This is a genomic window from Fusibacter fontis (assembly GCF_055378735.1).
Map to the genome: position 1 here is coordinate 402,339 of NZ_AP042445.1, position 13,461 is coordinate 415,799.

Annotated in this window: 14 protein-coding genes; 13 read left to right on the plus strand and 1 reads right to left on the minus strand. The window is 37.1% G+C overall.

Annotated elements, in window-relative coordinates:
- The first annotated feature begins 4 nt into the window (after positions 1–4).
- The 11 genes from ACZ41W_RS01670 (at position 5) to ACZ41W_RS01720 (ending at position 8,637) form a co-directional block, all read left to right on the plus strand.
- The gene (locus tag ACZ41W_RS01670; RefSeq protein WP_464313143.1) at positions 5–1,108 is read left to right on the plus strand and encodes a response regulator; all 1,104 of its coding nucleotides are present in this window, start codon (positions 5–7) and stop codon (positions 1,106–1,108) included.
- Positions 1,109–1,196: 88 nt separating this feature from the next.
- On the plus strand, positions 1,197–1,823 hold the full coding sequence (locus ACZ41W_RS01675) for a FadR/GntR family transcriptional regulator (protein ID WP_464313144.1): 627 nt from the start codon (positions 1,197–1,199) through the stop codon (positions 1,821–1,823).
- Between the two features lie 10 nt (positions 1,824–1,833).
- Positions 1,834–3,165 carry a replication-associated recombination protein A gene (locus tag ACZ41W_RS01680; protein ID WP_464313145.1) on the plus strand — a complete coding sequence of 444 codons (1,332 nt, stop codon included), beginning with the start codon at positions 1,834–1,836 and terminating at the stop codon, positions 3,163–3,165.
- 88 nt (positions 3,166–3,253) lie between these two features.
- Positions 3,254–4,309 (plus strand): type II secretion system F family protein, encoded by a 1,056-nt coding sequence (locus ACZ41W_RS01685; protein WP_464313146.1) that lies wholly within the window; start codon positions 3,254–3,256, stop codon positions 4,307–4,309.
- Positions 4,310–4,345: 36 nt separating this feature from the next.
- Positions 4,346–4,648, plus strand: coding sequence for a hypothetical protein (locus ACZ41W_RS01690; RefSeq protein ID WP_464313147.1), 303 nt, complete (start codon positions 4,346–4,348; stop codon positions 4,646–4,648).
- A gap of 7 nt (positions 4,649–4,655) precedes the next feature.
- Positions 4,656–5,162: a DUF4860 domain-containing protein gene (locus ACZ41W_RS01695; protein ID WP_464313148.1), complete on the plus strand. Its 507-nt coding sequence runs from the start codon at positions 4,656–4,658 to the stop codon at positions 5,160–5,162.
- Positions 5,163–5,182: 20 nt separating this feature from the next.
- A complete protein-coding gene (locus tag ACZ41W_RS01700; RefSeq protein WP_464313149.1) occupies positions 5,183–5,635 on the plus strand; it encodes a type IV pilus modification PilV family protein in 453 nt (150 codons plus the stop codon).
- Positions 5,607–6,194 (plus strand): hypothetical protein, encoded by a 588-nt coding sequence (locus ACZ41W_RS01705; RefSeq protein ID WP_464313150.1) that lies wholly within the window; start codon positions 5,607–5,609, stop codon positions 6,192–6,194. The genes ACZ41W_RS01700 and ACZ41W_RS01705 overlap by 29 nt, the downstream gene beginning before the upstream one ends.
- Positions 6,195–7,259: a type IV pilus twitching motility protein PilT gene (locus ACZ41W_RS01710; protein WP_464313151.1), complete on the plus strand. Its 1,065-nt coding sequence runs from the start codon at positions 6,195–6,197 to the stop codon at positions 7,257–7,259. It abuts the gene before it with no gap.
- A 13-nt stretch (positions 7,260–7,272) separates the two neighbouring features.
- The gene (locus ACZ41W_RS01715) at positions 7,273–8,073 is read left to right on the plus strand and encodes a transglutaminase-like domain-containing protein (RefSeq protein WP_464313152.1); all 801 of its coding nucleotides are present in this window, start codon (positions 7,273–7,275) and stop codon (positions 8,071–8,073) included.
- A gap of 9 nt (positions 8,074–8,082) precedes the next feature.
- Positions 8,083–8,637, plus strand: coding sequence for a DJ-1 family glyoxalase III (locus ACZ41W_RS01720; protein ID WP_464313153.1), 555 nt, complete (start codon positions 8,083–8,085; stop codon positions 8,635–8,637).
- A 78-nt stretch (positions 8,638–8,715) separates the two neighbouring features.
- On the opposite strand, the gene ACZ41W_RS01725 is transcribed toward ACZ41W_RS01720, so the two are convergent.
- The gene (locus ACZ41W_RS01725) at positions 8,716–9,678 is read right to left on the minus strand and encodes a helix-turn-helix transcriptional regulator (protein ID WP_464313154.1); all 963 of its coding nucleotides are present in this window, start codon (positions 9,676–9,678) and stop codon (positions 8,716–8,718) included.
- 229 nt (positions 9,679–9,907) lie between these two features.
- Here ACZ41W_RS01725 and ACZ41W_RS01730 point away from each other — a divergent pair, with 229 nt between their 5' ends.
- Both ACZ41W_RS01730 and ACZ41W_RS01735 read left to right on the plus strand, forming a co-directional pair.
- A complete protein-coding gene (locus tag ACZ41W_RS01730) occupies positions 9,908–10,735 on the plus strand; it encodes a hypothetical protein (RefSeq protein ID WP_464313155.1) in 828 nt (275 codons plus the stop codon).
- A gap of 39 nt (positions 10,736–10,774) precedes the next feature.
- On the plus strand, positions 10,775–13,459 hold the full coding sequence (locus ACZ41W_RS01735; protein ID WP_464313156.1) for an FAD-dependent oxidoreductase: 2,685 nt from the start codon (positions 10,775–10,777) through the stop codon (positions 13,457–13,459).
- The last annotated feature ends 2 nt before the right edge of the window (positions 13,460–13,461 follow it).

The following is a 13,461-nucleotide window of genomic DNA, read 5'->3' on the forward strand; positions in this document are numbered from 1 at the left end:
TTTTATGGGTGATCATTTAGATAAGGACTATTCAAGACATAAAGTCTTAATTGTGGATGATGAAATTGAAATACTGAAAGCATTAAAAAGAGGTCTTTACAAGGAGTCATACAGTACTTATTTTGCTTCTAGTGGCAAACAAGCGCTTGAGTATTTTGAAGAAGAAGGCTCATTTAGTGTCATTATCACAGACATGAGAATGCCTGGTATGACGGGACTTGAACTATTAAAATCCGTCGACGAGATTAGTCCCAATACAGTTAAAATTGTATTGACAGGCTATACGCAATTGCCGCAGATTTTAACAACAGTCAATACAGTGGATATTTTTAAGTTTATTACAAAACCTTGGGATTTAGAATCGGAACTTAAGGTGTATATAAAAGAGGCGTTAGATCAGTATGAATCCCTTACGGATGCCTCCACGCATGTGGTGACAGTTGAAAAGAAAAATTATTTATATAATAAAATGTTAGTCGATAGTTATGAAAAAGTGGACTATTTATTTAGATTGTACGAGGAACTTATAAAAGCAATTAATCAACACCATCTCTTCACCGTGCAGGCGCTTAAGGATGTGGATGATGTGAGCGAGCTTGGTCAAGTGATTCATTTGATGAATGATCGCGTCCATTATCTAAACAAAGTGTTTGAGATGAGTCGATATACACTTAAATTGTTTGATATGCAGGAGTTTAAGGAGAGTTTAGAGAGAAAACTCGATAAAATCGGCGCGCATAGCATAAAGGTTAAAACGAACCTCAAAGATCCAACAACGATCTATCATGATAATTATAAGATGTTTTTGAATATGCTGGTGGACTTGATGGAGCTTATACAATTCAATGGACCTGGAATTGATGCAGTTGAGATGGCGTGTTATGAGACAAAATCCATCGATGTCGATTTGCTTCAGGTTAAAATACACAGTCGCTTAACTAAAAAATTAGAAGAGACGTTGTCAAACCATTATCGATTTGTTGAAATGATCGTACAAATTGTCGGTGGTAAATTAAAGCGTACAGAGGAGGCTGGGCAAATCATCGTTGAGTTGGACCTTCAAGTGATTAAGAAAAGTGAAAAAATCGATACAACAATAGGGAGCTGAAATAGGCTCTTTTTTCTTTGTCTTTATTCTAAGTCAAATTCATGTTAATATGATGATAATAGTAGGTTTATGTTGAGAGGTGAATGATATGTATCAAAAAATGTTGTTGTCAGAAAAAGTTGCTGAAAGTATCATTCAAGCAATTCATAGTGGATTTTATAAAATGGGCGATCAAATGCCCAATGAAATGCAGTTAGCAGAAGAACTTAAGGTATCGCGAGCAACCTTGAGAGAGGCGATTAAAATACTTGTCAGTCAAAATATATTGGAAGTGAGAAGAGGAATTGGGACGTTTGTATCTCAGTCACCTGGGTTTTCAACGAAAAATAGATCGTTTGAAATGATGAACCTTCAAACACAAAGTCATGAAATATTGGAGCTTCTTTGGATGTTAGATCGAGATGAACTTCTGTCTTTTGAGCACCTCAATCAACCGATGAAGCAAAAGCTACTTGAAGGGTTGATGGTTGAAACATCTAACTGGAAACTTCAACTAGATGCACTATTTTCCATGGTAGAGTCGATTGCGCTTTACAAGCAGTCGACGTTTAAACATCAATTGATTTGTATGACCCACGAAGCTTTTAAGCAGATTTTGTCGAACGATCCGAATCTTATCTGGACGGAAGACTTTATTCAGCTTGTGGAGGCGTTAAAAAAGAACGAGTCAATTGATCAGTATCCGGATTTACTTAAAAAACTACTGCTTTCATAAGGAGGTACTCGTGGATTTATTTGATTTGATGTCTCAACAAAATAAGTTTTCTACCATGCCTCTTGCAGAACGAATGAAACCTGAAACTCTAGATGATTTTATCGGTCAAGAATCGATTATGGGAGAAGGCAAGTTACTTCCCGTGTTAATTAAGAGCGATCGCTTGACTTCAATTATTTTATATGGCCCACCGGGAAGTGGAAAAACATCCTTGGCAAAAGTCATTGCAAAAACAACCGAGTCCCATTTTATTAGCATGAATGCAGTGACTTCAGGTGTCAAAGATATTAGAGAAGCTGTAGAGATCGCGAAAGAAAATGCATCATTGTATCAACGGAAAAGCGTGTTGTTTATCGATGAAATTCATCGCTTTAATAAAAGTCAACAAGATGCCCTTCTGCCTTATGTAGAAGATGGTACATTTGTATTAGTTGGTGCAACGACTGAAAATCCCTATTTTGAAGTAAATAGCGCTTTGATTTCTAGATCGACAGTGTATCGTCTCGTGAAACTTACCAGTGCACATATTGTAGAAATTTTAAATCGTGCATTAAAGGATCAAAAACGTGGCCTAGGAATGTACCCGATCCAGATTGAACCAAGTATTTTGAATTATATCGCAGATATTTCTGCAGGTGATGCGAGACGCGCGCTGAATATCATCGAATTAGCAGTGAATATTAAAAATGACCTATCTGACGAAATCATCATTACACTTGAGGACATTGAAAATTGTATTCAGATGAAAGCACTGGATTATGATAAAAATGGTGACAATCATTATGACATCGTTTCAGCATTTATTAAAAGTATGCGAGGTTCAGATCCGGATGCCGCATTATACTATTTAGGAAAGATGATCTTAGGTGGGGAAGATCCAAGATTTATCGCGAGACGCATTGTCATTTGCGCCTGTGAAGATGTTGGAAATGCAGATCCAATGGCACTTGTCGTTGCCAACAATGCGGCACAAGCGGTGGATTTCATAGGCATGCCTGAGGGGCGAATTATTTTGGCCCAAGCGGTAACGTATATTGCAAGTGCTCCTAAATCCAATGCATCTTATATGGGCATTAATCAAGTTCTTTATGACTTAGAAAATGAAGATACGGGTAGTATTCCATATTATTTGAAAGACGGGACTTCTCTTGCAATAGAAAGGAAATATGCAAAATCAGAAACAGGAGGTAAATATCAATATCCGCATGATTTTGAAGGACATTATGTCAAACAACAGTATTTACCTTCTGAAATTAAAGGCAAACGATATTATCAACCAACGGATTTGGGCTATGAAAAGCAGATATCAGAATATTTAAGGAGAACAAAATTTAAAGAATAATGATATGGTGAAATAAATAATTGCATAAGTTTAAAATTCGCAATTTTGGGTATAACTAATTTAAGTTTAATGATAAGGTGGATTCATTATGAGTGAAAAGAAAATCACAAAAGTGCTATCTTCTGCAGAACTGTCAGTTTTTTGTTATCAGTTTTCTATCGTCTTTAAAGCGGGACTTCCCTATCTTGAAGGCCTTAGACTTCTAGCAGAGGATGTTTTTGAAAAGAATTTAAAAGGGATTGCACAAGAGATTGTTTCTTCAGCTGAAAAAGGCAGTTTGTTGTGTGAAGCATTCGAAAAACAAGGGAGTTTTCCTGAATATATGGTATCCATGTTGAGAATCGCAGAAAATACCGGGAAACTCGGAGAAGTCTTTGAACAGTTGTCAGCATATTATGATCATCAAGATCAGTTGAGACAAAAAATAAAAAATGCATTGACCTATCCGTTTGTTCTCATTGGATTAATGGCTGTTGTTCTGGTGATGCTCATCGTAAAAGTGCTTCCTATTTTCCATGAGATATTATTATCTGTCGGAGGCAGTGTTCCTTCTGCAACACAGTTTGTTTTAGAGTTTAGTCAAGTGTTACAAAGTATTTTACTTGTCATTATCGGGTTCATTGTTTTAAGTATTTTCTATTTTGTCATTGTATTTAAAACGCACATATTTAAAGGGCATAGAGAACATTTTCTTTTAAATTTTCCAGTGGTCAACAAACTCTACAAAAAGATGATTTTAGTTAAATTTGCACGTGCATTTGCCATCTTGATTAAGAGTGGTTTATCCATTCAGACGAGTTTAGATATGGTACAGCCGATGTTAGATAATCGCATGGTTAAACTGAAATTAGAAAGTGCGATTCAACAAATTGAATCTGGTGAATCACTTGAAAATGCGCTTAGATCAACAAAATTGTTCCCAGAGTTGTTTATTAAAATGCTGGCATTGGGGAATAAAACAGGTGATCTGGACACAACTTTAGAGAAGATTTCTTCAATTTATGACCAGGAACTCAATCGATCATTAAATCGTTTGACTGTATCCATTGAACCCACACTTGTCATTGTGCTTTCGTTAGTCGTGGGCGCTATTTTACTACTTGTGATGATGCCGCTCATTAACATTATGGCATCTATTGGATAAATAATAGGAAAGTTTCCCTAGTAAAAAGGTGAGTATATGAGAAAATGGGTGAAAAAACCATCCTTAGTTTTATTAATAATCTTGATTGCGTTTTTATGGTTGTCCAATGAAGGTCTTGGCAATTTTTCAGCATCTGCAGAATTTGAACGGGTGAAAACGGTTGAAGACGCGATTCAAAAGGCTGCGATACAATGTTATGCCATTGAAGGAAGCTATCCACCTTTTGACTATTTAGTGGAGCATTATGGTTTAATCGTCAACTTGGATGCTTATTATTATCACTATGAGTTCATTGCATCGAATATTAAACCAGTCATTGCAGTTTATAAGAAATGGTAGGGACGTGATGAGAAAATTACATTCTGAACAAGGGTATAGTCTTATTGAAACGGCAATTGTTATGATGCTTTTGTTGTTGTTTAGTTTAGGCATATTTTTATTGGCATCGACAACTTCAACTACGTATGAAAGACTCGTTGATGAGAAGACAGATACTGAAGACGTCCGTATCGCAACGTCATATCTCGTCACAAAATTTAGACAAAATGATCGAGCAGATGCAATTACAGTTGATTATCGAACGATAGAAGAAAGTGATGCAATCGTGATTTGCGAAGAACTGCTTGGCGATACGTATCAAACGTGGATTTATCTTTCGGATGGTTCGTTGAGAGAGTTGACGATCCTTGAAGGTGAGACCATAGAGTTTGATCGAAGCTTCGAGATCGTCAAACTGGATTCATTTAAAATTTCTGTCAATGAGAAAACGGTAAAAATGTCGCTTGTCAAAGGCGATTCAGATGCCTCTGATGTCGTTGTAACTCTCAAATCTAATGTTGGACTGGTAAAATAATGAAAAGGATGAATGTTCGTATGCTGCGTAAAGCGAAAGGTGTTTCTTTGGTTGAAATGATTTTATCGATTGCCGTGCTATCGATATTATGTATATATGTCATTCAGATGTTTATTAAATCAGATGATCTCAATACGAAAGCCAAAGATTTAGATCAAAGTATAATCATTAGCGAGAGTGTATTTGAGATGATTCAAGAGGATCGTTCATTGACATCCGTCTTTAATTCCACATTGTTTAAATTCGCCGAAATTAGTAAAAACAAAAGTGACGTTGAATGCCGTGTACTTTTAGATGAAAATTGGAAACCTGTTAATGATGAAAATCTAACTGCCTATGTGTTGTTGCTCATGGCTGACGATTTAGAAACCAAGCCATATAAAAGTGTCAAATACACTGTTACGATAGAACGATTACTTGAAAATAGTGAGATGGAGATTATATATGAAATTCAAATGGACGACTACTATTAAATCCATAGATATTCGAGATGAAAGAGGCAGTTCTTCTGTATTGGTCATTATGATTATGTTGCTTTTAATCTCTTTTGGTGTTCTCACGATGATGTCATCTTATTCCAATTTGAAAATGGCGAGAAAAAATGCAGAGTGGACGAAAGATTTTTATGCACTGGAAAGTTTAGCCCAAAAATCCGTTGCAGAGTTTTCCGCGATTTTTAAACAAGCGAATGGAGAGTATGATGCAGCTAAGTCAAGTAACATTGAAAATCAGGATGTAAAATCCAGTGAAATGATGTTGCTAAAACTCTTTGATTTGTGTCAGCAAAACGAAGTGATCAATCCTCAAATTGAGAGTTGCAATTTTAAATCACAAGATGAGATTTTACTTTCAAGTGAAACCTATATTCCAACACTTCAGTTGACGATACAAGATCAAAGGACCAATCGACAATTCTCTTGTATCATTCAAATGGATAAAAATCATGGCTACTCAATTATTGAGTGGCGAGAGATACCCGTTGTTTTTGAAGAAGAAGGCGAATTAAACTTTCAAGATCCGGAGGGATTATAAATGTTTACATTAGAAGAGTTGTTAGAACGAGCGATTCAACAGGATGCTTCGGATCTTTTTATAACAGTAGGCGTTGCACCGACACTGAAAATACATGGTCAATTGATCCCAATTGGAGAAGAGCGACTGAAACCTGACGATACGGAAGTGTTGGTAAAACAGTTATTTAAAAAGCACGAGCATTATATGGAATTTTTAGAAAATGGGGAAAAAGACTTTTCCTACTCTTTGAGCAATGTGGGACGCTTTAGAGTGGATGCTTATACACAACGTGGTTCACATGCTGCTGCAATACGAGTGCTTAAATTTGATAAGCTCGATATTGATCAATTGCGAATTCCGGATTCAGTTTTAGAACTTAGAAAAAAAACAAAGGGTCTGGTACTCATTACAGGACCGACGGGAAGCGGAAAATCGACGACCTTATCATGTTTGATTGATTTGATTAACAAAGAGCGTTCTTGTCATATCTTAACACTTGAAGATCCAATTGAATACATTCACAAGCATGATAAGAGCATCGTCGATCAACGTGAAATAGGGGTTGATACCAAAAGTTATGCCGATGGCCTACGCTCCGCGCTAAGACAAGCACCAGATGTTATTTTAATTGGTGAGATGAGAGACTATGAAACCATTTCTATCGCTTTGACAGCTGCTGAAACGGGACATCTTGTACTTTCGACGCTACATACAATCGGTGCAGCTAAGACAATCGACCGTATCATCGATGTATTTCCGCCAAATCAACAACAACAAGTACGCATTCAGTTATCAACGGTATTACAAGGTGTGGTTTCTCAACAGCTAATTCATTCTGAAACGCTTGGAAGGGTACCGGCATTTGAGATTATGTCCATGAACCATGCAATTCGTAATATGATTCGAGATGGTAAAATTCCACAAATTGAAGCGGCAATACATTCTGGAAAAAGCGTGGGGATGCTCAGTATGGATTCGAGTTTAGCTGATCTATTTAATGAGGGACATATTAGTAAAGAGGATGCCGTTTTACATTGCATCAATTATGATACGATCAAGCGTTATTTAGGCGAAGTTGAGTAAAGGAGGGAGCGTCATGAGACAAATTTATTGGATAGGCGTGATAGGACTGATACTCCTAGTTGCGTTCAATTCTATCGGATTTGCTGCAAATGAAGAGGTTATAAATACGGATCTTCTATCAAAGGGGATTGTGACGTTAACATACAAATCAGATGATGCAGTCAAATATAAAGTTCTCATTACAAAAGGGGATCAAAAAATATCGTATCCGTTTTTCGCCAATGGTCAAGCGGCGAGTTTTCCTTTACAGCTTGGAAATGGTCAATACAGTGTTGGACTATTGAAAAATGTATCTGGTACAAAGTATGTATATGTGACTCAAAAAACTGTCACACTATCACTTTCAGATCCGAATATTGTCTATTTAAATTCTGTGCAAAATGTTTATTATACTGAAGATATGAAGGCAATCGAATATGGAAAAACACTATTATCGAAAGAAAAAACTACCGATGCAAAGGTGAAAGCGCTTTATAATCAACTAGTAAAAAATATGTCCTATGATTACGACAAGATTTCAAAATTGACTTCGGATTATGTGCCAAGTGTTGAGCAAACCTATCAGGATATGAAAGGAATTTGCTATGATTATTCTGCCCTATTTGCTAGTATTCAAAGATATCACGGAATACCAACAAGGCTTGTAAAAGGCTATTCAAAATATGTAGATGGCTATCATGCTTGGAATGAAGTTTTTATTGATGGAAAATGGGTAATTATTGATAATACTGTGGACAACACTTGGAAAGGTTCAAAATCAGGGTTGACAATGTTTAAGAGCTCGAAAGATTACACGAAAGTCAATGATTATTAGGAGGCAATTATGGTTTATGTTTTTCTTGCAGATGGATTTGAAGAAATTGAAGCTCTAACCATAGTCGATGTTTTAAGACGCGCCGATGTCCGCACACAGATGGTGGGCGTATCGAGTAAAACAGTAACAGGGGCGCATGGGATTACCGTACAGTGCGATATTGTGATCAATGAAATTCATTCGCTCGTGGATACGAGAATGCTTGTATTACCTGGTGGAATGCCGGGGACAAAACACTTGGCAGAAAGTAATGCCCTTAAGAATCTTTTGACTGAAGCGTATGATACGGAAATTTATCTCGCAGCAATATGTGCGGCTCCAACGGTTCTCTCGCAGCACAATCTCATTAAAGGACGCCACATAACTTGTTATCCAGGTTTTGAAAAAGAAATGAAAGATATGGTGTATGATCATTTGCCAGTCGTTCAAGATGGGAAGTTAATCACTGCAAATGGACCAGGAACAGCGATGGCTTTTTCACTTAAACTTGTTGAAATTTTAAAAGGTCATAAGGTAAGTGAACATTTGGGGATGGCAATGCAATTTTATAAAGCCACCTTATAACAAAGGCATATGAATAAGTGCAATTAACCACTGACGATTAGATCAATGGCTAATTGCACTTTTTTTATTTGGAAATTTTTATATGTTTTGATAATACCCATACGTATCGTTGAAGTCTTGATCGGACTCAATTTGACTGAGACAGATTTTAAGTTCTTCGACGAAATCTTGTATTTCCTCAGTAGAGTACCCAATGACAGGTTTGTTTTTTAGTAATTTTCGGTATTTTAATGCCGTTACGTTGAAGCGCCTGCGCATCATTTGATTGAGGTACTTCACATCGCTAAATCCCGAAATTTTGGCGATTTCAATAATCGGGAGATCCGTTTCTTTAAGAAGTTTGAGCGCATACTCAAATCGCGTATTCTGGAGGAATTCACTAAATGAAATTCCAAGTGACTCTTTGATAAAATGAGATAGACGAAACGTAGAAAGATGAACTGTTTCAGCAAGCATTTCCAAAGAGATTTTTTCATGTGCATGTTGATAGATGGTTTCGATTAAAACATGTACGCGAACGAGGTAAAGGTCATAATTTCGTTTCTTAACATCTAAATATTTTTCTTTAAGCATCATATTGTAAAGTTCATAAAGAAATAGATTATAATAGCCAATAATTTTATAGCGAATCATCGGTGGTGGTGTCTGTGAAATCAGTAACTTTTGTATTTGAGCAATCATCAGAGGTACTTGATGATAGATATGACTCAGTTCTTTAAATGTATAAACCTTATGAACAAATGGAATCGTTTCGAACAATAGATTATTCTGCTTAAGATGTTCTTTTTTAAAACGGTAAGAGATTAACATTGAGCCTTCAGAAGTTTTTATCGAGTGTTTTCGAAACATGAAAATCATAAAAACACTTTGATCGGTTAGAAAAAATTCTTTCCCCTCACATTGAATGATCGCATTGCCTCTAATGAGCCAAATGAGTTCCATCTCCTCATGAATTTCATTTGGATGGTCAATGCAGGTTGCAAAATAAGTTTTAAACGGTAATTCATATGCTTGAAAAACATCGATGAAATCGTTGTTCATGGTGTGCTCCCTTGTAAGGTCTTTGTTAACATTATAACATACTGTGTGCATTATAACATACCGTGAAGATGAAGAGACTACATTTTATCAATATATGACAATCTTGCTACAAACATTTCGAAAAAGACATAATATATGACAACCTTGCTACACAAAAACAGTCTGAAACCATTGTATTTATCCTTAAAAATGAGTACGCTCAAGGTAGTACAATATGAAGGAGGCAGGTATGTCAATTTTAAGTTATGTCGTATCCATGTTAGTGTATACGCTATTTCTAGTGCTTTTTCTAGAAATGACTCGCGAAAAACAAAAGTTCTACAAATGGTTCTTTATTTTCGCACTCTTTAGTATACCGTTGTGGTTTATTAATTTACATTCATGGTTCAGATGGGCAAAAACCATTAGTGTATTAATACCAATTTGTTTTGTTTCGTTTGTTCGTATTGCCAATGACGGCAAACACGAAAAAGTGATGGGATTTTTAAGGAAAAAATGGCCGATGTGGGTCCTTTATTTCGTTTTCTTGTTAAACATCGCCGAAGCAACACTTACAGATTTTAGAGCAGGAAATATGTTCAATGCATGGAGTGGCGTCATTCTCTGTATTACCACGCCACTACCTATTAAGCATTGGAGAATTGGTAAAAATGATGGCAAAAATACCTTTGCAGAACTGATAGCAGACTTTCCGCTCGTATGGTGTCTTCTGTATGTTACATGGAATGCTGCGTTTGTTTATGGGGAAAATCCAACGTTCTTCGCGTCTAGTCTTTGTATCTTGATCGCGCCAGAAATTTGGATGCTCGTGCGAAAACGAACAGATTTGTGGTTAATGGGTCGAATTTATACACTTGCGATTCATATTTTAATTCGCGCATCTTATGATATTTTTACGCCTGTCATGGATTCCACTGCGTGGTTTAGTCCAGTCGCATTAAAAACTTGGGGAATGATTAATTTAGGAATGCACATTGCATACTTAGGAGTATGGATGTTTAAGTATCGAGGGAAGGACTATCAAATTAAGCACTCGGAAGCATCATATGGGTTTTAATATAAGTGAGTTCAAATTAAGCAATAAATGGGGGAACGTATGACAAAACAAGTCAAACTATTGGAGTTTGTCAATAAAGTATCAATGACGAAGATGGGCAGTAAAAAAGGGATCCTCGAAGATGATCCGAGATTTATGTTGCTCGAAAAAATCGTCACTGAAGAAATGGCTGAAGTCGCGCTTGCACTTGAATACAGAAAACATCAAACCGTTGAAGAAATTGCAGCAATTTGTAAAAAGCCAGTGAAAGAAACCTACGATTTATTGTGGGCACTCACCATGGCGGGTGTCTCAACGGTGAAAAATGAGATGGGCGTCGATAAATTTTGGTATGAAACATGGGTTCCAGGCATTTTTGAAATGGTTGTGAACCATAAAGAAAATGTTGCAAAATATCCGCAAATTGCGAAAGCGTTTGATGATTATGGATTGCTGAGAAATCCAGTTGCAGCTGGCAATATTCCTATTGGAAAAGGACTCATGCGCGTTATTCCGATTCAATCAGCTTTAGATGGCGACTCAAGAGCAGCATCTTCAGAAGAAGTATTTGGATATATTGAAAAATCAAATCGTCTATCTGTTTCGAACTGTTCTTGTAGAACGTCACGTGAAGAAATGGGTCAAGGCTGCGGACACTTAAAAGAAGATATGTGTATTCAACTTGATGATGCAGCAGAGTATTACATTCGAACAGGTCGTGGACGAGAAATCGACAAAGAAGAGGCTTATGACATCATTAGACGTGCTGAACGCGATGGATTGATGCATCAGATTCCAAACACAGAAGGTGATGGTCATACGCATGCAATCTGTAATTGCTGTGGATGCTCCTGTTATGCAATGCGTGCTGCTGGTATGTATAATAATCCGGATATGGTACGCTCCAATTTCACATCGACAGTGGATCCAGAAAAATGTGTTGGATGTGGAGAATGTGTGGAAGTTTGTCCGACGAATGCCATTCGTTTAGGTCAAAAATTGTGCGGATCTGTCGAAGAGCAAAAACCGATTCATACGGATGTACCGTTTAATTCTGAGTGGGGACCGGATAAATGGAACGTCGATTATAGAATCAACAGAAAAGAAACGCTTGATACAGGAACATCACCTTGTAAGTCTAACTGCCCAGCACATATTTCGATTCCGGGTTATATCAAGTTGGCATCTCAAGGGCGATATCGTGAAGCCTTACAAATGATCAAAAAAGAAAATCCATTTCCTGCAGTTTGTGGCAGAATTTGCCCTGCACTATGTGAGAACGATTGTACACGTGGTGAGTTAGATGATGCAATTGCTATTGATGACATTAAAAAGTTCATTGCTGAAATGGATTTAAATGACAAAGAGCGTTATATTCCAGAAATTAAGCATCGTTATACACAAAAAATAGCTGTAATAGGTGCTGGACCTTCTGGGTTATCGTGTGCATACTATCTTGCTGAAGAGGGATATTCCGTCACTGTATATGAAAAACAACCTATTTTAGGCGGCATGTTGCAATTTGGCATTCCAGCATTTAGACTTCAAAAAGATGTCATTCAAGCTGAAATTGATGTGCTAAAAGCAATGGGTGTACAATTTGTTCTAGGGGTAGAAGTCGGTAAAGATGTCTCAATTGAGTCATTGAGAAAAGAGGGCTATAAGGCATTTTACATTGCAATAGGTGCTCAAAATGGAAGAAAACTCGGACTTGAAAATGAAACTGCTGATAACGTGCAGACTGGAGTAGAGTTCTTAAGAAAGAGCGCGCTTGGTCAACAGCCTCAATTGCAGGGACGAACAGTTGTAATAGGCGGTGGAAATGTTGCCATTGACGTCGCAAGAACTGCAATAAGAATGGGTAGTGATCATGTAGAAATGGTTTGCCTCGAATCTAGAGAGAAGATGCCTGCGTTAGAAGATGAAATTCATGAAGCATTAGAAGAAAAAATTCAAATTACCAATGGCTATGGTCCATTTGAATTGGTTGTTGAAGATGGTCGCGTGAAAGCTGTGCGATTTAAAAAATGTATCTCTACTTTGGATGCAAATGGGCGGTTTAATCCACGATTTGATGAGTCAGACACTTATGAGGTTCAAGTGGAACATGTTTTAATCGCAGTAGGACAATCGATCAATTGGGGCGGTTTAATGGGAGATATGAAGGCTGAACTTCGCCCTAATAACACGTTAAAAGTGGATGAAATCACGCTTCAAACGTCAGTAAGTGATATTTTTGCTGGTGGGGATGTTGTTACTGGGCCGCGTTATGCTATTGACGCGATTGCAGCTGGAAAAGAGGCTTCTATTTCGATTCATCGATTTGTACAACGTGGTCAAAGCTTGATATATGGTAGAAAAAGACACGCATATGTTATCTTTGATAAACATCAAGTGGCGTTTACAGGCTACGATCAAATTAAGCGAGAACGCTCAAATGTGCGACATTTAGAAGCTTTAGTTGGAGATTTTACAGATCCAAGAGGCATTTTGACTGAAGAACAAGTTAAAAAGGAAACCTCTCGTTGCTTAAGCTGTGGTATTTCAGTAGTGGATGAATTTATGTGTGTCGGTTGTGGCGCATGTACAACACGATGTAAATTCGACGCCATTAAACTGGTAAAAACACGTGATGAAAAAGGTGTAGATTTTCCTGATCTTAAGCCAATTGTCGTGAAACATGTGGTTAAGAGAAAAGTCCGCATCGCAGCTAGAAAAGTTCGAAAAAGTTTATTTAAACAGTAAAA

Bases quoted from the DNA above. Each gene is read 5' to 3' on its own strand.
- ACZ41W_RS01690 (WP_464313147.1), top strand. From the start codon at position 4,346: ATGAGAAAATGGGTGAAAAAACCATCCTTAGTTTTATTAATAATCTTG.
- ACZ41W_RS01720 (WP_464313153.1), top strand. From the start codon at position 8,083: ATGGTTTATGTTTTTCTTGCAGATGGATTTGAAGAAATTGAAGCTCTA.
- ACZ41W_RS01675 (WP_464313144.1), top strand. From the start codon at position 1,197: ATGTATCAAAAAATGTTGTTGTCAGAAAAAGTTGCTGAAAGTATCATT.
- ACZ41W_RS01670 (WP_464313143.1), top strand. From the start codon at position 5: ATGGGTGATCATTTAGATAAGGACTATTCAAGACATAAAGTCTTAATT.
- ACZ41W_RS01700 (WP_464313149.1), top strand. From the start codon at position 5,183: ATGCTGCGTAAAGCGAAAGGTGTTTCTTTGGTTGAAATGATTTTATCG.
- ACZ41W_RS01735 (WP_464313156.1), top strand. From the start codon at position 10,775: ATGACAAAACAAGTCAAACTATTGGAGTTTGTCAATAAAGTATCAATG.
- ACZ41W_RS01725 (WP_464313154.1), bottom strand. From the start codon at position 9,678: ATGAACAACGATTTCATCGATGTTTTTCAAGCATATGAATTACCGTTT.
- ACZ41W_RS01685 (WP_464313146.1), top strand. From the start codon at position 3,254: ATGAGTGAAAAGAAAATCACAAAAGTGCTATCTTCTGCAGAACTGTCA.
- ACZ41W_RS01730 (WP_464313155.1), top strand. From the start codon at position 9,908: ATGTCAATTTTAAGTTATGTCGTATCCATGTTAGTGTATACGCTATTT.
- ACZ41W_RS01705 (WP_464313150.1), top strand. From the start codon at position 5,607: ATGAAATTCAAATGGACGACTACTATTAAATCCATAGATATTCGAGAT.
- ACZ41W_RS01695 (WP_464313148.1), top strand. From the start codon at position 4,656: ATGAGAAAATTACATTCTGAACAAGGGTATAGTCTTATTGAAACGGCA.
- ACZ41W_RS01710 (WP_464313151.1), top strand. From the start codon at position 6,195: ATGTTTACATTAGAAGAGTTGTTAGAACGAGCGATTCAACAGGATGCT.
- ACZ41W_RS01715 (WP_464313152.1), top strand. From the start codon at position 7,273: ATGAGACAAATTTATTGGATAGGCGTGATAGGACTGATACTCCTAGTT.